24 protein-coding genes are annotated in these 26126 nt (G+C 44.1%); 14 read left to right on the forward strand and 10 right to left on the reverse strand.

The genetic code is table 11. The annotated features are described in order from the left end of the window. Nucleotides 1–83: 83 nt before the first annotated feature. From csdA to ITG10_RS11765, 3 genes are all read right to left on the reverse strand, one after another. Nucleotides 84–1295, reverse strand: coding sequence for a cysteine desulfurase CsdA (gene csdA, locus ITG10_RS11755; protein ID WP_017631932.1), 1212 nt, complete (start codon nucleotides 1293–1295; stop codon nucleotides 84–86). Between the two features lie 86 nt (nucleotides 1296–1381). Beyond that, nucleotides 1382–2275, reverse strand: coding sequence for a 2-dehydropantoate 2-reductase (gene panE / locus ITG10_RS11760; RefSeq protein ID WP_248386409.1), 894 nt, complete (start codon nucleotides 2273–2275; stop codon nucleotides 1382–1384). Between the two features lie 111 nt (nucleotides 2276–2386). After that, on the reverse strand, nucleotides 2387–3292 hold the full coding sequence (locus tag ITG10_RS11765; protein WP_164913289.1) for an outer membrane protein OmpK: 906 nt from the start codon (nucleotides 3290–3292) through the stop codon (nucleotides 2387–2389). A 516-nt stretch (nucleotides 3293–3808) separates the two neighbouring features. On the opposite strand from ITG10_RS11765, the gene ITG10_RS11770 reads away from it, so the two are divergent. Next, nucleotides 3809–5155 carry a DUF4397 domain-containing protein gene (locus ITG10_RS11770; protein ID WP_017631930.1) on the forward strand — a complete coding sequence of 449 codons (1347 nt, stop codon included), beginning with the start codon at nucleotides 3809–3811 and terminating at the stop codon, nucleotides 5153–5155. A 78-nt stretch (nucleotides 5156–5233) separates the two neighbouring features. On the opposite strand, the gene ITG10_RS11775 is transcribed toward ITG10_RS11770, so the two are convergent. The 4 genes from ITG10_RS11775 to ITG10_RS11790 form a co-directional block, all read right to left on the reverse strand. Beyond that, nucleotides 5234–6592 carry an MFS transporter gene (locus ITG10_RS11775; RefSeq protein WP_017631929.1) on the reverse strand — a complete coding sequence of 453 codons (1359 nt, stop codon included), beginning with the start codon at nucleotides 6590–6592 and terminating at the stop codon, nucleotides 5234–5236. A gap of 53 nt (nucleotides 6593–6645) precedes the next feature. Continuing rightward, entirely contained in the window at nucleotides 6646–7194 is a 549-nt protein-coding gene (locus ITG10_RS11780; protein WP_017631928.1) for a peptidylprolyl isomerase, read from the reverse strand. Beyond that, nucleotides 7194–7763, reverse strand: a complete 570-nt coding sequence (locus ITG10_RS11785; protein ID WP_017631927.1) for a YajG family lipoprotein — start codon at nucleotides 7761–7763, stop codon at nucleotides 7194–7196. Before ITG10_RS11785 ends, ITG10_RS11780 begins: the two co-directional genes overlap by 1 nt. 66 nt (nucleotides 7764–7829) lie before the next feature. Next, complete coding sequence (locus ITG10_RS11790; RefSeq protein ID WP_017631926.1) at nucleotides 7830–8981, reverse strand: methyltransferase; 1152 nt, start codon at nucleotides 8979–8981, stop codon at nucleotides 7830–7832. Nucleotides 8982–9155: 174 nt separating this feature from the next. On the opposite strand from ITG10_RS11790, the gene bolA reads away from it, so the two are divergent. From bolA to nqrM, 9 genes are all read left to right on the forward strand, one after another. Then, nucleotides 9156–9464, forward strand: coding sequence for a transcriptional regulator BolA (gene bolA, locus ITG10_RS11795; protein WP_017064186.1), 309 nt, complete (start codon nucleotides 9156–9158; stop codon nucleotides 9462–9464). 521 nt (nucleotides 9465–9985) lie between these two features. Further along, complete coding sequence (locus ITG10_RS11800; protein ID WP_128644399.1) at nucleotides 9986–11326, forward strand: Na(+)-translocating NADH-quinone reductase subunit A; 1341 nt, start codon at nucleotides 9986–9988, stop codon at nucleotides 11324–11326. 5 nt (nucleotides 11327–11331) lie between these two features. Beyond that, complete coding sequence (locus tag ITG10_RS11805) at nucleotides 11332–12576, forward strand: NADH:ubiquinone reductase (Na(+)-transporting) subunit B (RefSeq protein WP_123306317.1); 1245 nt, start codon at nucleotides 11332–11334, stop codon at nucleotides 12574–12576. Further along, on the forward strand, nucleotides 12566–13333 hold the full coding sequence (locus ITG10_RS11810; protein WP_017631924.1) for a Na(+)-translocating NADH-quinone reductase subunit C: 768 nt from the start codon (nucleotides 12566–12568) through the stop codon (nucleotides 13331–13333). Before ITG10_RS11805 ends, ITG10_RS11810 begins: the two co-directional genes overlap by 11 nt. Further along, the gene (locus ITG10_RS11815) at nucleotides 13333–13965 is read left to right on the forward strand and encodes an NADH:ubiquinone reductase (Na(+)-transporting) subunit D (protein WP_008223083.1); all 633 of its coding nucleotides are present in this window, start codon (nucleotides 13333–13335) and stop codon (nucleotides 13963–13965) included. The genes ITG10_RS11810 and ITG10_RS11815 overlap by 1 nt, the downstream gene beginning before the upstream one ends. Nucleotides 13966–13972: 7 nt before the next feature. After that, nucleotides 13973–14569 (forward strand): NADH:ubiquinone reductase (Na(+)-transporting) subunit E, encoded by a 597-nt coding sequence (gene nqrE / locus ITG10_RS11820; RefSeq protein WP_009848375.1) that lies wholly within the window; start codon nucleotides 13973–13975, stop codon nucleotides 14567–14569. A 29-nt stretch (nucleotides 14570–14598) separates the two neighbouring features. Further along, nucleotides 14599–15825, forward strand: coding sequence for an NADH:ubiquinone reductase (Na(+)-transporting) subunit F (gene nqrF, locus ITG10_RS11825; RefSeq protein ID WP_017631923.1), 1227 nt, complete (start codon nucleotides 14599–14601; stop codon nucleotides 15823–15825). 174 nt (nucleotides 15826–15999) lie between these two features. After that, a complete protein-coding gene (locus tag ITG10_RS11830) occupies nucleotides 16000–17004 on the forward strand; it encodes an FAD:protein FMN transferase (protein ID WP_017631922.1) in 1005 nt (334 codons plus the stop codon). 16 nt (nucleotides 17005–17020) lie between these two features. Continuing rightward, nucleotides 17021–17275 (forward strand): (Na+)-NQR maturation NqrM, encoded by a 255-nt coding sequence (gene nqrM, locus ITG10_RS11835; RefSeq protein WP_004737624.1) that lies wholly within the window; start codon nucleotides 17021–17023, stop codon nucleotides 17273–17275. A 135-nt stretch (nucleotides 17276–17410) separates the two neighbouring features. Here nqrM and ITG10_RS11840 read toward each other — a convergent pair whose 3' ends face one another. Beyond that, nucleotides 17411–18652 (reverse strand): diguanylate cyclase, encoded by a 1242-nt coding sequence (locus ITG10_RS11840; protein WP_017631921.1) that lies wholly within the window; start codon nucleotides 18650–18652, stop codon nucleotides 17411–17413. Nucleotides 18653–18814: 162 nt separating this feature from the next. Here ITG10_RS11840 and dinB point away from each other — a divergent pair, with 162 nt between their 5' ends. Then, nucleotides 18815–19891: a DNA polymerase IV gene (dinB, locus tag ITG10_RS11845; protein ID WP_026084359.1), complete on the forward strand. Its 1077-nt coding sequence runs from the start codon at nucleotides 18815–18817 to the stop codon at nucleotides 19889–19891. Between the two features lie 63 nt (nucleotides 19892–19954). Here dinB and ITG10_RS11850 read toward each other — a convergent pair whose 3' ends face one another. Further along, nucleotides 19955–21889 (reverse strand): RecQ family ATP-dependent DNA helicase, encoded by a 1935-nt coding sequence (locus ITG10_RS11850; protein WP_017631919.1) that lies wholly within the window; start codon nucleotides 21887–21889, stop codon nucleotides 19955–19957. A 145-nt stretch (nucleotides 21890–22034) separates the two neighbouring features. Between ITG10_RS11850 and ITG10_RS11855 the strand changes: the two genes are divergently transcribed. The 3 genes from ITG10_RS11855 (at nucleotide 22035) to ITG10_RS11865 (ending at nucleotide 25011) form a co-directional block, all read left to right on the forward strand. Next, on the forward strand, nucleotides 22035–22508 hold the full coding sequence (locus ITG10_RS11855) for a GreA/GreB family elongation factor (RefSeq protein WP_017631918.1): 474 nt from the start codon (nucleotides 22035–22037) through the stop codon (nucleotides 22506–22508). A gap of 88 nt (nucleotides 22509–22596) precedes the next feature. Continuing rightward, nucleotides 22597–23373, forward strand: coding sequence for a YggN family protein (locus tag ITG10_RS11860; RefSeq protein ID WP_017631917.1), 777 nt, complete (start codon nucleotides 22597–22599; stop codon nucleotides 23371–23373). Nucleotides 23374–23649: 276 nt separating this feature from the next. Then, nucleotides 23650–25011 carry a sodium-dependent transporter gene (locus ITG10_RS11865; RefSeq protein WP_017631916.1) on the forward strand — a complete coding sequence of 454 codons (1362 nt, stop codon included), beginning with the start codon at nucleotides 23650–23652 and terminating at the stop codon, nucleotides 25009–25011. A 148-nt stretch (nucleotides 25012–25159) separates the two neighbouring features. Here ITG10_RS11865 and lipA read toward each other — a convergent pair whose 3' ends face one another. Then, nucleotides 25160–26125 carry a lipoyl synthase gene (gene lipA, locus ITG10_RS11870; RefSeq protein WP_017059920.1) on the reverse strand — a complete coding sequence of 322 codons (966 nt, stop codon included), beginning with the start codon at nucleotides 26123–26125 and terminating at the stop codon, nucleotides 25160–25162. Nucleotide 26126: the final 1 nt, after the last annotated feature.

A 26126-nucleotide genomic window follows, 5' to 3' on the forward strand; every position in this document is an offset into this window, starting at 1 on the left:
TTATTTGGAAAGTGGAACTATTCTGGAGGAGGGGATGTCTGGCTCGAATAATTGAACCAGACATTAATATCTTTGGTGGTGATTTAGAGCATATCGACGGCTTTTTCAATGGCTGCAATGAGCTTTTCGACATCATCCATATTGTTGTAAATGCCAAAAGAAATTCGGACGGTTCCTTTTACGTTGAGCGCATCCATTAATGGGTGTGCACAGTGATGACCTGCACGAACGGCAATACCTTGTTGATCTAATAGCGTCGCAATGTCTTGATGGTGAACGCCATCCATAACAAACGTAATCACACTAGAATTTGGTTTGTAACCAAGGATCTGGATGTCGTCCAACTGGATGAGGGCTTGATAGGTTTTGTGTTGTAGCTGGTGGATATGTTCTTCCACGTCTTGTTGCTCAAATTGATGCAACCACTCTATTGCTGTACTTAAAGCAATAGCACCAGCGACATTGGGTGTGCCCGCTTCAAATTTGCCTGGAAGTTCAGAAAAAGTAGTGCCAGAGAAAGATACACGCTCAACCATTTTTCCACCACCATGCCAAGGTGGCATGGCTTCGAGCAATTCAAGTTTGCCGTAAAGCACACCAATACCTGCAGGGGCATAGAGTTTGTGCCCAGAGAATACGTAGAAATCCGCACCCAGAGTGGCAACGTCTACTGGCTCATGAACAATACCTTGCGCGCCATCGACTACAACAATAGCATCCATCTTATGGGCTTTCTCGATTACTTGCTCAATCGGTTGGCGAGTGCCAGTAACATTGGTTATCTGAGCCAGAGCAACAATTTTAGTTCGTTTAGTTAATAGAGAATCGAAGGCATCAAGGTCGAATTCGCAGTCTGGTGTCATTGGCACCTTGATGACTTTAGCACCGGTTTGTTCAGCCACGATTTGCCAAGGCACGATGTTGGCGTGGTGTTCCATTTCACTAACTAAGATCTCATCGCCAGGTTGAAGGGTACTTCTTGCGTACGTTTGAGCAATGAGGTTAAGTGCTTCGGTGGCACCGCGAGTCCAAATAATTTCCTTTGAAGACGTAGCGCCAATAAACTGAGCGACCTTATCTCTTGCGGCTTCAAATTGACTGGTGGCTTGCGCGGTTAAGCTGTGGCTACCACGGTGAACATTGGCATTTTGCTTAGAGTAATATTGGCTAATGGCATCAATAACCACCTGAGGTTTCTGTGTGGTTGCCGCGCTGTCTAAGTAAATCAGTGGTTGCTGGTTGATAGTTTGTGATAGCGCAGGAAACTGCTCTCGGATGTGATTGATATCAAACATCTATTCTTACCTAAATCTTGGGAATTGGTGCCAGCACTACGCTGAGCGGTATCGTTATTTTATCGCGACTTGTTAAGCGTTGCTGACTAATCTTGATGATTCCAGCTATTTTCTCGTTCTTTAACCATTGCGAACAGCTTTTGGTTCGTGGGTACTTCTATTTGATGCTTGAGTGCAGTCTTTATAAGGTGCCCTGTAATGAAGTCGATCTCAGTCTTTCTTTGATAGAACATGTCTTGTTTCATAGAGGAGTTATTCTTTGCCGTCGCTTGAATAACTTTGTTGACGTTAGTTTCCAATTCGTCGAACGAGCAACTAATGCCCTCAGCCTGCATAACGTGCGTTAACTCTTCAATGATGGCGGCTAGAGTTTTGCTAAAGCGTGGTTCGGACAGGTCTCCATTCTTGACCTGTTCCAATCCAGTCAGTGGGTTGATAGCACAATTGATGGCGAGCTTAGTCCAAAGCGCAGTTTTTATCTCAGGGTTCCAATTCACGGTCGGTAGAGCGTGTTCCAACACATCAACCAAAAAAGTGCACTGCTGACCTTGGAGGTTAAATGCTCCCAGTTGAGTTTGGCCTAACCCTGTGTGAGAGGCACTGTTACGGTCAGGTTTAAAGGCTGCTTGGGTGGTGGTTGCTAATACTACCGGATGAGCATCAATTTGAGTGGCTATCTCGTCTACTGCTCCCATTCCGTTGTGCATGAACATAAGAATGGTGTCAGGGTCGAGATATTGAAGTAACGGAGTGGTGGCTTCTTTTACTTGCCAAGCCTTGACCGTGACGATCACTAAGTCACTCGCAGATAGCTTTTCGATATTGTTGTTACTGAAGGAGAGTGAGGTTTGCTCATCAAGTGATAGGTCTGTAGCGGTTTCAGAAGAACGACTCCACAAAGAGACATTATGACCAGCTTTAAGTAGTTTAATGGCCCACAAAGAACCAATCGCTCCGGGTCCAACAATCGTGATGTTCACAGCAATACCGAGATAAGAAAGTGATGCTGCAAGGATAGCGAGGCATTAAATGAAAGCAATAAAAAATGGCACCCGAGGGTGCCATTTAGGAAACTTTTCTTAGAAGTTCGATTAGAACTTGTAAGTAGCTGCGAAGTAGTGGCCTACACCTGAAGTATCACCAGCAACACCACCGTCTTTCAGGCCGTACACGTCTTTGTACAGTTTCAAACCGTAACCCAGAGCAAATTGGTCATTGTGCCAGTAGATACCGTTGAACATAGCACCGCCGTTAGATGTTTTCAATTGACCAACGTTAGGGATAGTTACTTCATCGATACCAAATTCGTAATCGATGTAACCTTGGTAAGCGATGAATGAGCCATTCTCAAAGTTGATAAATGGTTTGAACCAGTTCGTAGAAATTTGGTAACCATTCCACTCATTCGCTTTTACATCGTAAGTCGCGTAAGCGTTTAGTTGCATTTTACCAAACCAAGGAACCATGATATCAGAACCGATACCCCATTTAGTTAGGTAACCTGGAGTTTTAGTCGAACCATCTGCGAGCTCTAAGTCTGCACCACCATCAATAGTCGTGTAGTTTGCTAGGTAAATTTCTTGAACAGGACCAAAAGATAAATCTTTGCCAGTTAGGCCATCGATAGACATACGTGGAGCAAGTTTCAAGAACAGCTGATCAGCACCAGATTTGTCTTTATTATCGCTGTCTAGATTAAATACATCGATGTAACCGTAAAGGTCAAAGATTCCTGAGCGTCCACCAAATTCCATCTCTAGGTAAGTATGATCGATACTGCCTGGCTTTTCATTAACTGTATGCATGATATTAAATTGCATCCAGTTGTAATCATTTTTGTGAGTATCGCCGTCAGAATAATCTGCTGCCATTACTGGAGCAGAAGTTGCTGCAAGTAGGCCAAGAGTTAAAAGTGATTTACGCATAATGGAACTCTCTATGTTTGAAATAAGTAACCCGCTAATCCGTGCGTGTTTATATGTCCGAATGCCGAGCATCATAGCGATTTTGTTCTCAAATAAAAGTGAGACGGAGTGAAAATTGCAATTATTATAGTGAGCTCGATCACACTAACGATCTAAATGATGGAACTTTAAGGTGGCAATGCATCTTGATGCATCCTGAGTTCTATTGATTTTGTGAAATCTGATTATTTTGTAGATAAATTGGTGAATTGCTGCTCTAAGCAAACGATTATACTAAATAGAGTGATATGCATATCAAAATCAACAGTATTCTTTTCTATGTAGTTTATCCCCAGAAAACGACTAAATCTCTCCTCAGTTAGATCCTCTCTTTGATCTATTTTTAACCAACTCCGTAATGGTGGTGGAATCAATTGATGAACAACTCATGTGATGAGTAATTTGGAATGTGAGCCTTATTACTTTTCCCATCACAGATATTATTGAGACAGTTCACTGCACTAAATACTGAGAGAGAGTATTTGAAGATTTTTTACTGAGCTTATCTTTTGTGTGACGAACTGGTCTAACTTTTTGGAGAGAAGACCGATGAAATATTCACCATTATTAGCGGTAGCAATATCAGCGCTGTTCATTGTCGGGTGTGATGATGACGATGAACCTACCACACAACTTCAAGCTGTTCATGCATCACCCGATGCTCCTTTGGCTAATGTTATCGTCAACAGTCAGGCTCGATGGATTGGTGTCGATTATGCTCAAGCGTCTGGGTACGCTTCAGTGACAGAAGGGCAGACTTCAGTGCAAGTTGATGTTCAACTTCCCGGAGAGGCTGTCGCAACCGTCATACCTCAAAACCAATTTGACCTGAGCCAAGACCTAGATTATACGGTGATGGTGGTGGGCGATGCAGATGGTTCCAATAACCCTGTAGAAGCTTTAGTTGTTACTCGTCCTGCTGCGGGCACGGCAACGAGTTCAAGTTTAGATGTGCAAGTAGTTCATGCAGCAACAGGTGTCGGCGATGTAAATTTGTACGTCACAGGTCCTAGTGATCCATTGGGTGCACCGTTGGGGACGTTGGCTTATAAAGATTTTACCGATGTGCTCAATATTCCTGCTGGTCAATATCGCGTGAGACTTGAAACTGTAAGCGGTAGTGCTATCGCGTTTGATTCAGGAGAGATCACGCTCCCAGCAGGTAGTGAGCTAACCATTGCAGCTGTACCGAGAGCAGATTCTAATAGTGCTTCACCTGTTAAATTGATGGTAATGGATGGCTCGGGATCATCTTTAATCTACGACATGGCAGAAACGGCAGAAGTCAGAGTAGGACATTTAGTTGATGGTGCTCCGGATGTAGACCCATTTGTAAATGGTTCGGCTTTTGCGCCTTTAGCTGATTTGATGTTCAAGGAAATCCGAGGATTTATCGATTTGGCTGTGGGAAGTTACGATATTGATATCTTTGCAGATGGTACTACAACTAATGCGCTGATTGATGCAGATGGTGTCGCTGTATTTGCGGGTATGGATTACAGCATCTATGCGGTAGGGACAGTGAGTCCACTGAATCTGGAAGCTTTGGTTGTTCCAGAAAACCGTCGCCCGGTTGCGACCAGTGCAGTATTGAATATTACGCACGCGGCGGCTAATCCAATTGCGGCTTCGGTTGATATTTACTTGACCGAGAATACGGGTATTGCTGGCAGCACTCCTGCGCTGAGTGATGTGAAATTTAAAGATTATGTGAATGGTATTTATGTTGCAGCTGGAACCTATTATGTAACGATTACCGTTGCAGGTGACCCATCAACAATAGCGGTTAATTCAGCACAGGCGATATTAGCTGATGGCGTGGTATATCAAGTTGTGGCGATCGACGATTCGGCTGGCACAGGCTTCAACCTTATTGTGAGTGATGCAACAGACTAGCGTTTACTAAATCATTAGTGACAAAGTAAAAGAGGGTAGCGTGATGCTACCCTCTTTCTATTCTGTCTTCTTTTTCTCTTATTCGTGGTTGGTTTTCGCTTTTTCTAGTAAATCTGTGAAAAAGTGGCGCAACGAATAGAGCATGATCAAACTTGGAATCACCATAAGTGCAGTAAGTATAAAGAAGGTTGACCAGTCATTGAGGTAATCAACCAACTCACCACTGAAGGAAGCCAGTGTGGTGCGACCGAAGTTACCTAAGGATGCGAGTAAGGCGTATTGTGTTGCTGAAAACGCTTGGCCTGTTAATAACGTTAGGAAAGAGACAAACGCAACGGTAGAAAAGGCAGTTGTGAAGTTGTCGACAATGATGGTTGCCAAGAACAAGGTTTCACTCGGGCCAGTCTGAGCGATCCACGCAAACATTAGATTACTTGCTGCCATTGCCACACCGCCGATCATCAGCCCGCGTACAATACCGAATTTCACATTGAAGACACTGCCTACCAAAGTGAAGAATATGGTAGCTCCCCAGCCAATTAACTTGGAGTAGTGACCGATCTGTTCGTTACTGAAACCTATCTCTTTATAGAAGGTGATCGACATGCGACCTAAGAAGGCTTCACCTATCTTAAATAGGAACACAAACAGCAATAGAGTAATAGCAACTTGAACGCCGTTTCTTTTGAAGAAATCATAAAACGGTTCAATTACCGTTACACTTAACCAAGCGAGAAGCTTTGAGCCGACCACTTTATTGTGGCGCTGCTGTGCTTGCTCTTGTAGGACTTCGCGTTGTGTATTTGGCTCTCCGACAAAAAGAGTAAACAGCATTAATACGACAACGACACCTGCCATCCCGTAATACACGCCATTCCAACCGATTGAATCTGCATTAATAAAGGCAAGGTAGCCTGGTAGAGAATATCCTGTCCACCAACCAATTACGGCCATTGCAGAAGCTTGCGGCAGTTTTGATGCTTCGGATTTTGGGAAGGTATCAATACGAAATGCATCAATCGCGATGTCTTGCGTGGCTGAGGCTATGGCAATAGCGAGCGCCAACATTGAGGTAAACGCTAAATTCTCTGCGGGATTGACGCCTGCGATGAATAAGGTGCCGATCAAAACAATGGTTTGGCAGAAAAAGATCCAACTGCGGCGCTGGCCGAGTATTGCGTGAAGCACCGGTAGCTTTACACGGTCTACCAATGGTGCCCATAAAAAGTTAATCGCATAGACGGCAAACACACTACCAAAGTAGCCAATGGCCGCTCGTGTTAAACCTGCATCTTTTAGCCAACCAGACATGTTGGATCCAATAAGAACCCATGGGAAGCCGCTCGAACAACCGAGCATAAACACCCAAAGTAAGCGTTTATCAAGGTAGCTGCGGAAAGTCTGCATCCAAGAAAGAGAGGGAGTGCCTGATGACATAGGGCGTCCTTGTATAGAAAAACGCCCTTAAGAAATAAGGGCGTTACATTGGATTACTTAAGAAGGGTCACTTTAGTGATGACGATTGGGTCGACTGGGATGTCTGACATGCGGCCCATTCGCTTGGTTGGAATCGTTGCCATCTCTTGAACAACATCAAAACCTTCAGTTACTTTGCCGAATACTGCGTAACCTGGGTTACCGCCTTTTGCGTTCAAGAAATCATTATCAGAGAAGTTAATGAAGAATTGGCGAGTTGCAGAATCTGGCGCATTAGTACGAGCCATAGCGATTGTTGCTGTATCGTTCTTCAAGCCATTGCTGCCTTCATTCTTGATAGGAGCATAAGTCGCTTGTTGATTCATGTCTTGATCGAAACCGCCACCTTGTGCCATGAAACCAGGAATAACACGGTGGAAGATAGTACCTTCGTAGCTGCCGTCAGCAACGTACTTTAGAAAGTTCTCAGCACTCACTGGTGCTTGCTCTTGGTTAAGCTCGATAGTGAAGTTGCCTAATGTTGTTTCTACGTTCACTTTAGGACCAGCCCAAACGCTCACGCTCACCAGCATTAGTGCAATAGAAGATAAAATGCGACCCATTAGAAACGTTCCTTCATGTAAGTTTGTAGCTCTTGGTCGTTGGCAATCTCTTTCAATACCAAGTTGATTACATCGTTAAGCACCATCGCGATATCATCATTTGAAGCGCTTAATGCACCTGTGCGAGTTGCAGTACCATTGAATGTTTTAACTAGCTTACCTTCCGGTGTCTCAGCCGTTACTTCAAGCGTTACTTTACCGTCCATTTGGTTTTCCATAATGGTGTGTTCTACGGTAACAAGTGCTTCTTGAATCTCTAAAACAATTGAGTTTTCGCTGTTTACGCTTGCACGGTAACCTTGAGACTCTAACTGTTGTGCTACAGCGTTCTCTAGAGAAATACGCATGTTCTGCTTAGCGTGAATTGGCTGAATATTTGAACGGCCACTATCAACCAGTGCAACGTATTGAGCGGCACGAACATCTTTACTTGTTAGTGTGTATGTTTTGCCTTGTACTAGGTTGCTTGAGCTTAGTGAAGCTTCTGGCATTACATTGATCTGTTCTTGCTGAGGGGCTGAACATGCTGTCAAAGCCATAATAGAAGCAGCCAAAATCAGTTTTTTCATTCCTTTATCCTTTCTAAATTCACACCAGAAGCTCGGTATCTTAAATTCTTGTGAAGTCGTTTCTGCTTATTTATTAAAATTCGCAGGTTCTCTTGTTGCTTGTAATATCTCAAATTTTTGGTTTAGTTCAAGCGTTTCAACGTTAGCTTCACCAAATAGTCTTGCTAGTTTGACATCGTATCCGAGGTGTCGGTTGCCAATAACAATTAATTTGCCTCCATTGCTTAGAACATGCTTTGCATCACAGAACATTTGCCATGCAATGTGATCAGTAATCGCTTGTTGCTGATGGAACGGAGGATTACACATTACTAAGTAAGTGCTGTTTTTCTTAAAACCATCTAAACAGTTGTTGGCGATGAACTGGAAGTTACCTTCTTCACCAAGGTTATCCTTGACGTTTTGGCGTGCTGATTCCACCGCCATGAAGCTCTCATCAACACAAGTGATACGAGCCTGAGGGTTCAACTGTCCTGCTTTAACACTCAATACACCGTTACCACAGCCTAGGTCGATGATATGACGTAGCTCTGGATCTTGAGGGATGTGCTCTAGCATATAGCGAGCGCCTTGATCGAGTGCTTCGCCTGAGTAAACATTTGGTAAATTTTTCAAGCGGATATCTTCACCGTCTACATCCCACTCCACAAACGGCTCGACAGTTTGAACTGGTTGGCAATTTGGAGAAGAGAAAACCAAGCGGTGCTTTTTCTTCGCTAGCGAGGTTTTGGTCTCGCCTAGGTACTTCTCGAAAAGGTTAAGCGTAGAGGTGTGGATCTCTTTTACTTTGTTGACACCGATCACTTGGCAGCCTTCAGGCAGTGCTTGGCGTAACTGACTTAACTGCCATACAAGGTGGCGGTTGGTCTTTGGTAGTTGCATGATCACAAGGTCGATACCGTGCGGGATATCATCCATGGTGTTTAAAAAGTTGACTCGATTACATTGATTACGCTGTAAGTTTTTTAGCGCACCGCGATGAGAAATAAATGAGTCGCTCATCATAGTGACATCATGATCTTTCGAGAACCAAGCGGATAGGGCACCAAAGCTGTCGTTCATGATTAGGATGTGTTTGCCAGGTTCAAGATTCATCTCTTCAACATGACTGATCAGGTATTCGTCGCCCGCATCCCAAGCTTGAAGGGTTTCATTTGAACGTTTAGGGAAACGATGTAAGGTCAAAGTTCTATCGTGAAGGGTAAGTTCGGTTTTCATTGCTTGAGATACTTATGTAAGGAATAACAAGGATATTGTCTCAAATGCAGGCTAAACAAGATAGAAAAAACTCAAGCAAACCTACGCCATTCTCTATCAAATACTCAGACAGTCGACCGCTTAGGGTTTATACTCACCCCACGGATAATGCCAATACGTTATTAAGGAATCACAATGATCCAAGAAGTTATCGAAACAAAATTGCACAATGAGTTTTCACCAAGTCATTTAAACGTGGTCAATGAGAGCTATATGCACAATGTTCCGGCCGGTTCTGAGAGTCATTTTAAAGTGATTGTTGTCAGTGATGTGTTTGAAGGTTTACGTCTTATTGCTCGTCATCGAGCGGTAAATAAAGCACTTTCAGAAGAGTTAGCGAATAATATTCACGCACTGTCCATTCACACTTATACAAAAGATGAATGGATGAAGCAGCTCGATAATGTGCCAGACAGCCCTATGTGTATGGGTGGTGGCAAGTAACACAACGAGCATATTGAGAAAAGGCGGCGATGCCGCCTTTTTTGTCGCCAAACCTATGTGTTTTTCGTTGTTATATCACTCAAACTGATGGCAATTTGAACGACTAAAAATACCTACAATGAGTAATGTTTTTATTAACAGTGTTTCAACATAACTCGTAAAATATTAGTTTGTGACAGAGTATTAATCTCTTGTTTAAAACACGTTTCAAAAGCCATTTTATCTGTGCGGCTCGTCAAATTTATACATATTTGAGAGTCCATATGCTTCAAATCTCACCAAATAAAGGCGGTATTCAAGTTATTGGTCATGGCATCAAGTTGTCAAAAAATGCTAGAATACGGCACCTGATAAATCTCACATGTTTTGTGTGATGAGTTTATTAAGATAATGTTGCGATTTTGGTATCTCAAATTTACCAAAACCGGACACTGTAATGTCGTGTCTAAGGGCGATTTTAAAACGTCCTGAATTTACGCAATTAAAAGAATCTTTTTCCCGATAAAGTAGTGCAAGTGCGTATGATTACAATAAAGAAGGGTTTGGATCTTCCTATCGCAGGAACTCCATCCCAGGTGATTAATGATGGTAAGTCCATCACTAAAGTCGCCTTGCTTGGCGAAGAGTACGTTGGTATGCGTCCTACGATGCATGCTCGCGTTGGTGATGAAGTGAAGAAAGGCCAAGTTCTTTTTGCAGATAAAAAGAACCCAGGTGTTGTATTTACTTCTCCAGCAAGCGGTAAAGTTATTGAAGTGAACCGTGGTGCTAAGCGTGTTCTTCAATCAGTAGTGATTGAAGTAGCAGGCAATGAGCAAATCACGTTCAATAGCTATGAAGCTAACCAACTAGCAGGTCTTGACCGTGAAACGGTTAAAACTCAGTTAGTTGAGTCTGGCGCATGGACCGCTTTGCGAACTCGTCCGTTCAGCAAGGTTCCAGCAGTTGATTCTGAAACTCAGGCTATTTTCGTTACTGCTATGGATACTAATCCACTAGCAGCTGAGCCAGAATTAATCATTAACGAGCAGTCTGATGCTTTCGTTGCTGGTTTAGATCTTCTTTCAACTCTGACTAACGGTAAAGTGTACGTTTGTAAAAAAGGTACTAGCTTACCTCGTTCAGCTCAGTCTAACGTTGAAGAACATGTTTTTGATGGCCCACACCCTGCAGGTCTTGCAGGCACGCATATGCATTACCTATACCCGGTAAATGCACAAAATGTAGCGTGGAGCATTAACTACCAAGATGTTATCGCATTCGGTAAGCTTTTCCTTACTGGTGAGATTTACTCTGAGCGTGTTGTTTCTCTGGCTGGTCCAGTGGTTAACAACCCACGTCTAGTTCGTACTCAAATTGGTGCTAGCCTTGAAGAGTTGACTGACAGCGAGTTAATGCCAGGCGAAGTTCGTGTGATTTCTGGTTCTGTACTTACGGGTACTGAAGCTACAGGTCCGCATGCTTTCCTTGGTCGTTACCATCAGCAAGTTTCTGTTCTACGTGAAGGTCGTGATAAAGAGCTATTCGGCTGGGCTATGCCTGGTAAGAACAAGTTCTCTGTTACTCGTTCATTCCTTGGTCACCTGTTTAAAGGTCAGTTGTTCAACATGACAACGACGACAAACGGTAGTGACCGCTCAATGGTTCCAATCGGTAACTACGAGCGCGTAATGCCTCTAGATATGGAACCTACATTGCTGCTTCGTGATCTATGTGCAGGCGACGTTGATAGTGCTCAAGCACTAGGTGCGCTAGAGCTAGACGAAGAAGATGTAGCATTGTGTACCTTTGTATGTCCAGGTAAGTACGAGTACGGTCAACTACTTCGTGAATGCCTAGATACGATTGAGAAGGAAGGGTAATTTTCATGGGCCTTAAAAAGTTTCTTGAAGACATCGAGCATCATTTTGAGCCAGGTGGTAAACACGAGAAGTGGTTTGCGCTTTACGAAGCAGCAGCGACTGTGTTCTACACACCAGGTCTTATTACAAAGAAAAGCTCGCACGTTCGTGATAGCGTTGATTTAAAACGTATCATGATCATGGTTTGGTTCGCGGTATTCCCAGCAATGTTCTGGGGCATGTACAACGCGGGTGGCCAAGCTATCGCAGCACTTAACCATATGTACGCAGGCGCTGAACTAGCATCTGTTATCGATGGTAACTGGCACTACTGGCTAACTGAAATGCTTGGCGCCTCCTTAGGAGCCGATGCTGGTGTTGGCAGTAAGATGCTACTTGGTGCGACTTACTTCCTACCTATCTACGCAACGGTATTCATCGTTGGTGGTTTCTGGGAAGTTCTGTTCTGTATGGTGCGTAAGCACGAAGTAAACGAAGGTTTCTTTGTTACTTCTATCTTATTCGCGCTTATCGTTCCGCCAACACTTCCTCTATGGCAAGCAGCACTAGGTATTACCTTCGGTGTTGTTGTAGCGAAAGAGATCTTCGGTGGTACGGGTCGTAACTTCCTGAACCCTGCACTTGCTGGCCGTGCGTTCCTATTCTTTGCATACCCTGCACAGATTTCAGGTGACGTAGTTTGGACTGCTGCAGACGGTTTCTCTGGTGCAACTGCTCTTAGCCAATGGGCTCAAGGCGGCGGTAGCGCACTAATGAACGTTACATCTGGTGAAGCAATCACTTGGATGGACGCATTCATTGGTAACATCCCAGGTTCTATCGGTGAAGTATCGACTCTAGCACTTATGATTGGTGCAGCGATGATCGTTTACATGCGTATCGCTTCATGGCGCATCATTGCTGGTGTAATGATCGGTATGATTGCTGTGTCTACGCTGTTTAACGTGATCGGTTCTGATACTAACGCAATGTTCAGCATGCCTTGGCACTGGCACCTAGTTCTAGGTGGCTTCGCATTCGGTATGTTCTTCATGGCGACAGACCCAGTATCAGCTTCATTTACCAACAATGGTAAGTGGTGGTACGGCATCCTAATCGGCGCAATGTGTGTAATGATCCGTGTAGTTAACCCTGCATACCCAGAAGGCATGATGCTTGCGATTCTATTCGCAAACCTATTTGCTCCTCTGTTTGACCACGTTGTAATCGAGAAGAACATTAAGCGGAGACTAGCGCGCTATGGCAAGTAATAACGATAGCATTAAAAAGACGCTGTTTGTTGTTATCGCATTGAGCCTAGTGTGCTCAATCATCGTTTCAACAGCTGCAGTTGTTCTTAAACCTAAGCAACAAGCTAACGCAGTTCTGGATCAGCAAACTAAGATCCTTGAAGTTGCGGGCATTGACCTTGCAGGTGATATTCCAGCGTTGTACGCAGAGAACATCGAACCTCGTTTAGTTGATTTCGCTACTGGCGATTTCGTTGACGGCGATGCTGCTGCATACGACCAACGTAAAGCGGCAAAAGATCCAGCTCAGTCAATCAAGCTTTCTGCTGAAGAAGACATTGCTAAGATCCTTCGTCGTGCTAACACGGGTACTGTATACCTTGTGAAAGATGGTGCTGAAACTTCTAAAGTTATCATTCCTGTTCACGGTAACGGCCTATGGTCAATGATGTACGCATTCGTTGCGGTAGAAACTGATGGCAACACAGTTTCTGGTATCACTTACTACGAGCAAGGTGAAACTCCTGGACTTGGTGGTGAGGTTGAGAACCCAACTTGGCGCGCTCAATTCGTTGGTAAGAAATTATTCGACGAAAACCACAAACCTGCTATCCAGGTTGTTAAAGGTGGCGCTCCTCAAGGTTCTGAGCACGGTGTAGATGGCCTATCTGGTGCAACACTAACTAGCGTTGGTGTTCAACATACATTTGACTTCTGGTTAGGTGAAATGGGCTTTGGTCCTTTCCTAGCAAAAGTTCGTGACGGAGGTCTGAACTAATGTCTAGTGCAAAAGAAATTAAAAAGAGCATCTTAGCGCCTGTGTTGGACAACAACCCAATCGCGCTACAGGTTCTTGGTGTGTGTTCTGCTCTTGCGGTAACCACTAAGCTAGAAACAGCATTTGTTATGACTATCGCGGTAATGTTCGTTACTGCTCTGTCTAACTTCTTCGTTTCTTTGATCCGTAACCACATTCCTAACAGTGTGCGTATCATCGTTCAGATGGCAATTATCGCATCATTAGTAATCGTGGTAGACCAAGTGCTTAAAGCATACCTATACGATATCTCTAAGCAGCTATCTGTATTCGTAGGCCTAATCATTACTAACTGTATTGTAATGGGTCGTGCTGAAGCATTCGCAATGAAGTCTGCGCCAATCCCATCTCTAATCGATGGTCTTGGTAACGGTCTTGGTTACGGTTTCGTTCTTATCACTGTTGGTTTCTTCCGTGAGCTTCTAGGCTCTGGCAAACTATTTGGTATGGAAGTACTACCTCTAGTGAGCAACGGTGGTTGGTATCAGCCAAACGGCTTGATGCTTCTAGCACCTTCTGCATTCTTCCTAATTGGTTTCTTGATTTGGGCAATTCGTGTGTTCAAACCAGAACAAGTAGAAGCGAAGGGGTAAGGTAGTCATGGAACATTATATTAGTCTGCTAGTTAAATCGATTTTCATCGAAAACATGGCGCTTTCTTTCTTCCTAGGTATGTGTACATTCCTAGCGGTATCTAAGAAAGTTAAAACTTCTTTTGGTCTTGGTGTTGCGGTAGTTGTAGTACTTACAATCGCTGTTCCTGTAAACAACCTTGTTTACACGCACATCCTAAAAGAAAACGCGCTTGTTGAAGGTGTCGATTTAAGTTTCCTTAACTTCATCGCATTCATCGGTGTTATCGCGGCACTTGTACAAATCCTAGAGATGGTTCTAGACCGTTTCTTCCCACCTTTGTACAACGCACTAGGTATCTTCCTTCCACTGATCACAGTTAACTGTGCAATCTTTGGTGGTGTATCTTTCATGGTAACTCGTGACTACAACTTTGCTGAATCTGTTGTTTACGGCTTCGGTTCTGGTGTGGGTTGGATGTTAGCTATCGTTGCTCTTGCGGGTATCCGTGAGAAGATGAAGTACTCTGACGTACCTCCAGGTCTTCGTGGCCTTGGTATCACGTTCATTACTGTTGGTCTGATGGCGTTAGGCTTTATGTCTTTCTCTGGTGTTCAACTGTAGGGTAAGCACCCAGTAATAAGGAATAACAAATGCAAAGCATTATTCTTGGCGTAGCGATGTTTACCATTATTGTATTGGCTCTAGTGCTAGTGATTCTTTTCGCTAAATCTAAGCTGGTACCATCAGGTGACATCACTATTGCTGTAAACGGCGACCCTGAAAAGGCGATCGTTACTCAACCTGGTAGCAAGCTACTTGGTGCCCTAGCTGGCGCTGGTATCTTCGTATCTTCTGCTTGTGGTGGCGGTGGCTCTTGTGGTCAGTGTCGTGTAAAAGTTAAGTCTGGTGGTGGCGACATCCTACCAACTGAACTTGATCACATCACAAAAGGCGAAGCTCGCGAAGGTGAACGTCTTGCATGTCAAGTTGCTATGAAAACTGACATGGAGATTGAACTAGACGAAGATATCTTTGGTGTTAAAAAGTGGGAATGTACTGTTATCTCGAATAACAACGAAGCTACTTTCATCAAAGAACTTGCACTAGCAATCCCTGAAGGCGAAGAAGTTCCGTTCCGCGCGGGTGGTTACATTCAGATTGAAGCTGAACCACATCACGTGAAATACGCAGATTACGATATTCCTGAGGAATACCGTGGTGACTGGGATAAGTTCAACTTGTTCCGTTACGAGTCTATCGTTAAAGAGCATTCGATCCGTGCTTACTCTATGGCTTCATACCCAGAAGAGAAAGGCATCATCAAGCTTAACGTGCGTATCGCAACTCCGCCGCCAAACAACCCTGACGTAGCTCCTGGTGTGATGTCTTCATACATCTGGTCTCTTAAAGAAGGCGACAAATGTACTATTTCTGGTCCATTTGGTGAGTTCTTTGCTAAAGACACAGACAATGAAATGGTATTCATCGGTGGTGGTGCAGGTATGGCGCCAATGCGTTCACATATCTTCGACCAACTTAAGCGTCTTAACTCTACTCGTAAGATGTCTTACTGGTATGGTGCGCGTTCTAAGCGTGAGATGTTCTACATTGAAGACTTCGATGGCCTAGCGGCTGCAAACGAGAACTTCGTGTGGCACTGTGCACTGTCTGATCCTCAACCAGAGGACAACTGGGACGGTTACACTGGTTTCATCCACAACGTATTGTACGAAAACTACCTGAAGGATCACGAAGCTCCTGAAGACTGTGAGTACTACATGTGTGGTCCACCAATGATGAACGCTGCTGTTATCGGCATGCTGAAAGATCTTGGTGTAGAAGATGAAAACATTCTACTAGATGACTTCGGTGGTTAATCCACTTAAGTGATTGATATTATGGCTGACTCCTGCGAGTCAGCCATTTGTTTTTCTAAGACTGATTTTGACAACATACTGACTTATATAAGAAAGAGTAAGGTATTCAAAAGACCTATTTTTTACTCTTATTTTTCCTTATATAAATCCTCAACATTAGATAGGAGTAAGCAAGTGAGAATTTGGCTTGTTGCATTAACTTCTTTGATTTTTCTTGCGGGCTGTGAGCAGCCAAGAGAGCAAGTGCATTTAAGTGGCCCAACTATGGGTACTAGTTACAATATTAAATACATCAACGGTGATGAATTTCCTGAGTCTAATGAAGTTCATACCGAGATCGATCGTCTACTTGAAGAAGTGAACGACCAGATGTCGACCTACCGTGAAGACTCTGAACTCAGCCGTTTTAATCAACACAAAGGTGCAGATGCTTTCGAAGTATCTGAACAAACTGCGACGGTTGTGAAAGAAGCGATTCGTTTGAACGGTCTTACTGAAGGTGCATTGGATGTGACGGTTGGTCCATTAGTTAACCTTTGGGGTTTTGGTCCTGAAGCGCGTCCTGAAGTGGTGCCAACAGATGAAGAACTGGCAGCTCGTAAAGCAAAAGTAGGTATTCACCACCTAAGTGTTGAAGGCAATAAGCTGACTAAAGATCTACCGAACCTGTATGTTGACCTTTCAACCATCGCAAAAGGTTGGGGTGTGGATGTGGTTGCTGACTACCTTGATTCAATCGGCATTCATAACTACATGGTTGAAGTCGGTGGTGAAATCCGCCTAAAAGGCCTAAACCGTGAAAGTGTGGGCTGGCGTATTGCTATCGAGAAGCCAAGTGTTGATGAACGCAACATTCAAGAGATCATCGAACCGGGTGATATGGCAATCGCAACATCGGGTGATTACCGTAACTATTTTGAACGTGATGGTGTTCGTTACTCACACATCATCAACCCAGAAACAGGAAAGCCTCTTCATCATAAAGTGGTTTCTGTGACTGTTTTAAACCCGTCTTCAATGACTGCAGACGGCTTATCTACTGGCCTTATGGTTTTAGGTCAGGAGAAAGGAATGGAAGTCGCAAACCAACATAACATCCCTGTGTTCATGGTGGTAAAAACAGCAGATGGCTTTAAAGAGATTGCTTCTGAAGCATTTAAGCCATACTTAGGTAAATAAGGTAAGCGAGATAATTATGAATACATTTCTGATTACATTTGGTGTTTTTCTAGCAGTGATCACAGCAATGTCGATTGGCTACATTATCCAAAAGAAAGTTGTGAAAGGCAGCTGTGGTGGCTTGGGTGCTGTTGGCATTGATAAAGTATGTAACTGCCCAGAACCTTGTGATGCACGTAAAAAACGTGAAGCACGTGAAGCATACCGTGAAGAGAAGCTTGCGGAGCGTCAGCAAAAAGAAGCGGCTTGGAATAAAGATCGCATCGCTTAATTTGCGATGCTGACTAGGAGCTAATTCGGTTCCCCAAAAAGCAAAGAGCCCAAGGTTAACGCCTTGGGTTCTTTTCGTTTCTACGCTTTCTTTGTGCTACACAATTATCTGTATTAAATTCCTAGGGTATTGGAGCTACTCGTTAGCAAGTTGAAGATTATTGCGAGCGCATACTAACTGATTTCTGCCTTGCTCTTTTGCGGTATAGAGCAGTTCGTCAGCGGCTTTGATTTGTTCATCTAAGCTGCCAACCAAGTCAGTGACGCCGATACTCATAGTGACCTTGATTAGCTGTGAATCATGCATGACGTTTTGGTTTTGTATTGCCATGCGCATCAACTCTAATGTTTCGACAAAGTCTTCAAATGGGCCGCATGATTGAATACAAAACTCTTCACCACCGAAACGAACCGCAACATCATCTTTAAAGTGGTCTTTGATGATCTTGCCGACTTCTACCAGTACAGCATCACCACCATCATGACCGTAGGTGTCGTTCACTTTCTTGAAGAAGTCGATATCCATCATAGCGATACTGCGCTGCTCACACCCCTTACACGTTTGATTGAACAGGTAACGACGGTTCCATAATCCGGTGAGGGCATCTTCATTGGCATGACGAAATAGTTCATTAGTGGCTTCTTTCATATCCAATAATTGGTGGATGCGGCAGAAAAACTCTTCTTGGTTGAAAGGCTTATATAGGAAGTCGTTAGCGCCAGCTTTGAGGAAGCGTGCTGTCATGGTGCGATCATCGCTACCAGACAGTCCAAGAATCGCGAGTTGATTACGGTCGTGATGGACTCGAATATCACGGGTCATCGAAATGCCATCTTTATTCGGCATATCATGGTCGGTCACAACAAAAGTGATATCAGGATCGTTCTGAAGAAGCGTGAGTGCTTGCTCACCGTCTTCGGCTTGAACGGTTTGAATATATTGATGTTCGAGAAGCTGAACGACATATCGGCGAACTACAGCAGAATCATCTACGACTAGCGCTTTGTGGTAGCGATTATTGGAGATTCGATTAACCAGCGGAAGCAAGTAGCTGACTGATGACATACTGTCTTTGAGGATGTAATCAAGCACACCTTTGGCGAGCACTTGCTCTCGAAGTGTGTTGTTGAACATACCGGTCAGCACGATGATCTTTTGCTGATAACCGAGTACCAGATCAATGATCTCGCCGTCTTGGCCGTCAGGTAGACAATAGTCGAGGACTGCACACAAGAAATCCGTTTCTTGCTCTAAGATCGCTTTGGCTTCTTCTATAGATTCCGCCAGCGCAACTTCATAGCCATCGTTCTTAAATTGCTGGTAAAGATAGTTTCTGAATGCGCGACTATCCTCTACCACTAGTATTTTTTCACTCAAAAGCTATCCCTACTTATAGACTAAATACTCCTAACAATACTATCAGAATAGTGGGCGGCGAATGAAGTGAAACCTGTTGAGCTGGACTCCAGATCATTTTAAATCTGAGAATAATTGATTATACTGTTTATAGATACAGTTGTAAGGTTGAGTTATTTCCAAATGTGTAGTTCGGGCCAAGAGAAAGTCAGAAAAATAATCCATGTCGATATGGATTGTTTTTACGCAGCTGTAGAAATGCGAGACAACCCATCTTACCGAAATCGACCGCTCGCGGTGGGTGGGCATGAAAAACAACGCGGTGTGCTGAGCACGTGTAACTACGAAGCGCGTAAGTTTGGCGTTCGTTCTGCTATGCCTACAGGTAAAGCGCTGCAACTTTGCCCTAACTTACTGGTTGTGCCGGGAAGAATGTCAGTATATGTCGAGATATCTAAGAAGATCCGCGAAATCTTTTCTCGATATACCTCAGTGATTGAGCCGCTTTCTTTGGATGAAGCGTTTCTTGATGTGACTGACTCAAAACAGTGCCATGGCTCGGCGACTCTCATTGCTGAGTCGATTCGTCGTGATATTTGGAACGAACTCAACCTAACGGCTTCCGCAGGTATTGCACCGATAAAATTCTTGGCGAAAGTCGCATCGGATATGAATAAGCCTAATGGGCAATTTGTTATCCCTCCTCAAGACGTGCAAGCGGTGATCGATGAATTACCCCTCGAAAAGATCCCGGGCGTTGGCAAGGTGAGTATTGAAAAGCTGCATCAAGCGGGCTTCTTTACCTGTAAAGATATTAAAGAATCTGACTATCGCGACCTGCTGCTCAAGTTTGGCCGCCAAGGTGCGTCACTTTGGAAACGCAGCCACGGCATTGATGACCGAGAAGTTATCATTGAGCGTGAAAGAAAGTCGGTAGGCGTAGAGCGAACCTTCACTCAAAACATATCGACCTATGCTGAGTGTTGGCAGGTGATAGAAGACAAGCTCTTTCCTGAGCTCGAAACTCGATTAGAAAAGGCTAGCCCAAGTAAAGCGATCATAAAGCAGGGGATAAAACTCAAGTTTGCCGACTTTCAGCAAACCACTATCGAGCACATACATGCATCACTCGATCGTGAACATTTCAAAGAGCTCTTGAGTGAAATACTGAAAAGACAGCAAGGAAGAGAGATACGCTTACTAGGCCTAAGTGTGATGTTACAACCCAAAGATCAGATGCGTCAACTGAGCTTCTTTTAAAGATAATGAGTTAGTTGTACCGACTAAGCTTCATAGCCTAGTCGGTTTTTTTATAGGTAAGAGCTACCTAGGGAGCTGCTTCACTCGCGCTAAGGTATCACTGAATGGTTGTTGCTCTAACTTTCCGTAGCCGACCATTTTGCTGGCTTTAAGCTTGGTTGAAAGTGGGGTGGCGATTCCACAGAGAAAACGAGTAATCGCTTCGTCGGTAATCAACTGTTGGCTCGCAGAAATGAACTCATGAATCCATGTCATTACCGTTTCGTCATCAACGGGCTCAACATCAACGGTTGGTAAGGTTGCTACTTGACCGCGGCATACAGAACAGTGATCACACTTGGCTGGTGCTTTGTCATCGGCAAAGTAACTTGCAAGGCGTGAGCTTAGACAGGTGTCGGCTTCAAAGAAGTTCAGCATCTGATTAAGACGATTGATTTCACTGTTCTCTTTTGCCTTAAACAACTCAGTTAATCGCTCAGATAATTGCATCATATCTTCAGAGGTATTGTGAATCGCGTAGACATCCGTGATCTGTTTGCTTTCTAGCTCAATCCAACCCTGTTCGTTGAAGTAATCAATAGCTGCGATAACTCGTTGGCGATCCGCTTGGAAGTGTGTCCAGAGCGCCTCGAAGTCGACTTGGCACCAGACTCTTGCTTGTGGTGAGCATTGGAAAATCGCTTCAACAAAGTTACGACGTTCACCTTGGAACTGCTCGCAGATCTGCTGCTTAGGGCGAATGAACTTAAATTTGTAATCCGCGAAGTAGCTGTACTTTGGCTCAATCACTCCCTCAATTTCGAGGTAAACCAACAGTGTTTTAAGCGGCAGCTGACGAATGTTGGATTCACGCGATAGTTGATTAAGCATGATCTCCCATTGATTCGAGCCTGAAGCATTAGTGTTTTGGTTTTCGTAGATCTCTTTTAATACTGCTTGGATCGATATGTTGTCTGGCGTATCGCCAAATACAAAGTTCTCTAGTGTGCTCAAGCCGTGTTTGTTCGCGAGCAATATACACTCAGAAGCTTGTCCGTCTCGTCCTGCTCTGCCTATCTCTTGTGAGTAGTTTTCTATCGATTTAGGAAGATCAAAGTGAATCACTCTGCGAATATTCGACTTGTCGACACCCATACCAAATGCAATGGTTGCCACGATACAGCTAACGTCATCACTCATGAACTGATGTTGAATAGCGTCTCTATTTTCAGGCTTGAGACCGGCATGATAAGCCACGGCATTTACGCCAGCATTACGAAGTTGCTGAGCGACCATCTCTGCTGTTTGTTGAAGAGTGACATACACAATAGTCGGAGCGAGAGAAGCTTGGTTGACGACATTGCACAAGGTTTCTAGTTTGCTGGCTTGTTCACAAGGTTGAATTGAAAGGTCTAGGTTTTGACGATAGAAGCCAGTAACCACAACACGCTCTTCATCGATGTCAAACTTAGACTTCATATCTTGGATAACAGAGGTCGTCGCGGTTGCTGTGAGCAGTAGCACTTGAGGAATATTAAGCTGCTTTTGGTATTGAGGAAGCTTTAGGTAATCAGGTCTGAAGTTGTGACCCCATTCCGAGATGCAGTGTGCCTCATCGACCACAAGTAACGAGATAGGTACTTGGGAGATAAACTGACGAAAGCGTTCGTTCTTCAAGCGCTCAACCGAGATCATAAGGATTTTTGTGTCACCGTTTCGTACGGACTGCATAACCTGTTGTGTGGTTTGTCTGTCCTGGCTTGATTCGATGGCAGCCGCGCTGATGCCTTTACTGTGTAAGAAGCTGAGTTGGTCTTTCATTAAGGCTAACAGTGGCGATATCACCAAGGTTAAATGAGGAAGCTCTAATGCGGGCAATTGGTAGCAAAGCGACTTGCCTGATCCCGTCGGGAATATCGCGGCTGTCGAATGACCAGATAGAACATTATCAATGACTTGCTTTTGTCCGTTTCGCAGTGAATCGAATCCGAATACTTGTTTTAGCTTCTGCTCAATCATTTATGTTCTACCTGATTTAATAAGTGTCGTATTGATGTTAAAGCGCGCGTCTATTCATGATAGCGTCGCTCGTTGAATCAAATGTCTTGCACCTGATTGTACCTAATTCTATTCTGTAGCTCCTATAGAAAAGCACCCCAATAGTATGAATAAGTCTGAGCTTCGACAAATAATCATTGAGCAACTCGAAACCCGATTACGTATCGCGCAGTCCGCTACCCAGCGTGCCATTGACGCCGCGACCGATGAAGAGACAGTGCCAGAACACAAGTACGACACCTTGGCTCTAGAAGCTTCGTATCTTGCCCATGGACAAGCGGTTAGAGTGCAAGAGTGTGAAGATGATATTCAGTGTTACCGTAACCTTGTATTGCGTGATAGTGAAAAGATTACGGTGAGCAGTTATGTGGTGGTGATTGACGAGCATAACCAATATAAACACTTTTTCATGGGGCCGAGAGTTGGTGGACTCTCTGTTATGTGGAATGATCATGAAGTTGCTATCGTGACCGCGAACGCGCCGTTTGGTCAGGCTCTAATGGGTAAAGAAGTTGGCGATGAAATTGAGTTTAAGGTCGCTGATAAACAGTTTTGCTACGAAGTTATATCTATCGACTAACTAACTGGCTAATAGATATAAAACGTTTCTCTGACAAAGAAGCATAAACCCAAGGTATAGTAATTTGTCAGATTGATGAGAGGGTGTTATGAAAAGCAATGTATTTATGAAAAATAATGTATTAATTGCATCACTAACAGCGGTTATTGCTGTTGTGAGTCTGCCAACGTTTGCAGCGCAGTGTCGAGTTGATTTGAAGAATGAATTACGAATCGACGACCAAAAAGTCGAAATCCATCAGGTGAATGGCGATACAGCGGTCTTCGATGAAAACAATGACCTCTATATTCATGGCGAGAAAGTTGAGCTCGATGCTGATCAACAAGCCGCGATAGAGAAGTATCGTGACAGCATGAGTGAGTATTTACCTCGCGCAAAGCAAATGGCTAACGAGAGTTTAGCATTAGCCAATGACGTTATTGATGATATTGCTGCTAGCCTAGATTCGCCTGAGTCGTTTGATAACGTAAAAGAGTCAATGAAGACGTATTTTGCTGAACTTGAGGCGCGTTACTACAAAGATGGCGAGCTAGTACTGCCAGCAGACAGTTTCGACTCGATGGCAAATGGCTGGTCTGAAGATTTCGAGAAGGCTAAGGAGATCTTTAACCAAGAGTTTATCTCGAGTGCTTTCAATGCAATGTCTGAAAAGATGAAGCAAGAGGGCGGGCTAAACCTGACTGAATTGGCTGACAGCATGGCGGATCTCAAGCTTAAAGTTGAAGAGCGAATGAAAGAACATGCTCAGCAAATGCAAGAAGAAGGCACTGAGTTCTGTGATTCACTTGATGAGATGGCAGAGCAAGAGCAAGAACTGCATGAAATTATTCCGAACCTAAAAGATTACCAAGTATTCACGATTTAATTCGAGTCTAGTAATGAATAGCAAGAGCACCGGTTGGTGCTCTTTTTGTTTGTATTGTTCGCCTTGTGATAAGTATCAATTTTGTGGTCGAGCTTTGTTGATAATCCTTTGGTGTTTATGTACGGAAAACTATCGAACTGGGTTGTTGTTAATTTTGTGGTTCTAAATAGCGTATTGATTGTAAAAATCAGAGAATTGTTCATTTATTGGTTGTGTCTATCATTACTTTTGATTACTGTACTTTTCAACTAGTTCACTGATTTTTATGCGGGCAATATGGACCAACAATCTTCCTCTTCAAGAGAGCTATTTAGTTCTCGTTTGGGTTTTATTTTAGCAGCGGCTGGTGCAGCGGTTGGCTTGGGTAATATTTGGGGTTTCCCAACCCAAGTTGCAAGCAATGGCGGTGGTGCTTTTCTGCTTGTTTACCTAATCATGATCTTCGTGGTTGCTTTCCCTATGCTGGTGGTTGAGATGGCGATTGGTCGTCATGGTCAAGCGAACCCTGTCGATAGTATGCGTTCACTAACTGCTAACCCGCTAGGCAAGAAAGTCGGTGAATTTGTTGGTTGGATTGGTCTCAGTGTTCCAAGCGCAGTGCTTGCGTTTTATAGCATTGTCGGCGGTTGGTTGATCTGCTTCCTAATCGGCGCTGTTGCTGATCTGATTGGTTTAGAGGCGATTTCGGATTGGTTTAAAGGCTTCAGCGTTGAGCGTAATGTCTTTGGTACAGTTGCGTTCTACGTACTGACGATTTTGATTGTGCAGGGCGGTGTTAAGCAAGGTATCGAGAAGTGGTCGACGCGTTTAATGCCGGCATTGTTTGTATTGTTCGGCCTATTGTTTGTCTACATCATGACGCAATCTGGTGCGATGGAAGGCTTAAAACATTACCTAGTTCCAGACTTTGAGAAGGTGTGGGATAGAAAGCTGATCCTAGCGGCGATGGGACAAGGCTTCTTCTCGCTCACCATTGGTGGCTGTTCAATGTTGGTTTATGGCTCTTATTTAAGTAAGAAAGAGAACCTGCCAAAAATGGCGATGAACGTAACTTTGGTTGATACTGCTGTTGCCTTTATTGCGGGCTTAGTGGTTATGCCTGCGATGTTTGTTGCGATGCAAAAAGGCGTTCAAATCTACGCAGAAGATGGCTCGCTGTTAAGTTCTGACACGCTAGTGTTTACAGTTCTGCCTTTGATGTTTGATAGCTTAGGTGTGCTTGGTCAGATCTTTGCGATTGTTTTCTTCTTATTGCTAACGATTGCCGCACTGACTTCTTCTATCTCAATGCTAGAAGGTCCGGTAGCGCTAGTGAGTGAGCGTTTCAATACTAGACGAACGCCAACAAGTTGGGTGATTGGTGGTGCTATTGCGCTATTTAGTGTGGTGATTGTTTACAACTTTGCAGCGATGTTTGGCATGGTGGCGATGATAGCGACTCAATACCTTCAACCGATTGCTGCATTGATGTTCTGTCTGTTTGGCGGTTGGGTATGGAGCCGAGCTTCAAAAGTGAAAGAGCTTGAGCAAGGTTGCCCTGATTTTCAGCTTGGTTGGTTTGGTAAGGTTTGGCCGATGTATGTGAAGTTCGTGTGCCCAATCTTAGTTGCAACAGTAATCTGGGCTTCTTTCGGATAGTGACCAGCTAACGGCTACATCATTATATTTGCTATTCAAGGCCACTCTTAATGAGTGGCTTTGTTGTTTTTAGCGGCACTAAGAAGATAGAAAAAAGGCGCTGAACATAATATTCAGCGCCTTTGTATTTTTAGTTAAGCAATCGTGATTACTTAATTTCCATACCTTGAGCTTGTAGATCTGCGTGGTAAGAAGAACGTACAAACGGACCACATGCAGCGTGTGTGAAGCCAAGTTCAAGAGCAATCTCTTTCAGCTCGTCGAACTCTGAAGGCGGCACGTAGCGTTCTACTGGCAAGTGGTGACGGCTTGGTGCTAGGTATTGACCTAGTGTCAGCATAGTTACACCGTGTTCGCGAAGATCTTTCAGTACTTGAACGATCTCTTCTTTCGTCTCACCAAGGCCCATCATTACACCAGACTTTGTTGGGATATCTGGGTGTTGTTCTTTGAACTTCTTCAGTAGATCTAGAGACCATTTGTAGTTCGCACCTGGACGCGCTTTACGGTATAGGCGTGGCGCTGTCTCTAGGTTGTGGTTGAATACATCTGGCGGGTTGTCTTTCATTAGGTCAAGCGCAACGTCCATACGACCGCGGAAGTCTGGTACCAGTGTTTCGATACGAATATTTGGGTTTAGTTCGCGAATCTCACGGTTACAGTCAGCAAAGTGCTGAGCACCGCCGTCACGCAAGTCATCGCGGTCAACTGAAGTGATTACCACGTACTTCAGTTTCATGTCTTTAATTGTCTTAGCCAGCTTCTTCGGCTCTTCCGCTTCAGGAGCAACTGGACGACCATGAGCAACATCACAGAACGGGCAGCGACGTGTACAGATAGCGCCAAGAATCATAAACGTTGCCGTACCGTGGTTGAAACACTCGGCTAGGTTCGGGCAAGACGCTTCTTCACAAACTGAGTGCAGGTTGTTTTTGCGCATTGCTGATTTGATTTCTTGGATACGATGGCTGTCTGAAGGAAGTTTAATCTTCATCCATTCAGGCTTACGTAGAACTTCTTTCTGTTCAGCAGGCATATTCTTTACGGGAATTAATGCCATTTTGTCAGCGTCACGATATTTAACGCCTTTTTCCATTTGGATTGGTTTGCTCATG

Origin of the sequence: Vibrio sp. ED004 (assembly GCF_023206395.1) — a bacterium.
In the GTDB taxonomy this organism is placed as follows: Bacteria; Pseudomonadota; Gammaproteobacteria; order Enterobacterales; family Vibrionaceae; genus Vibrio.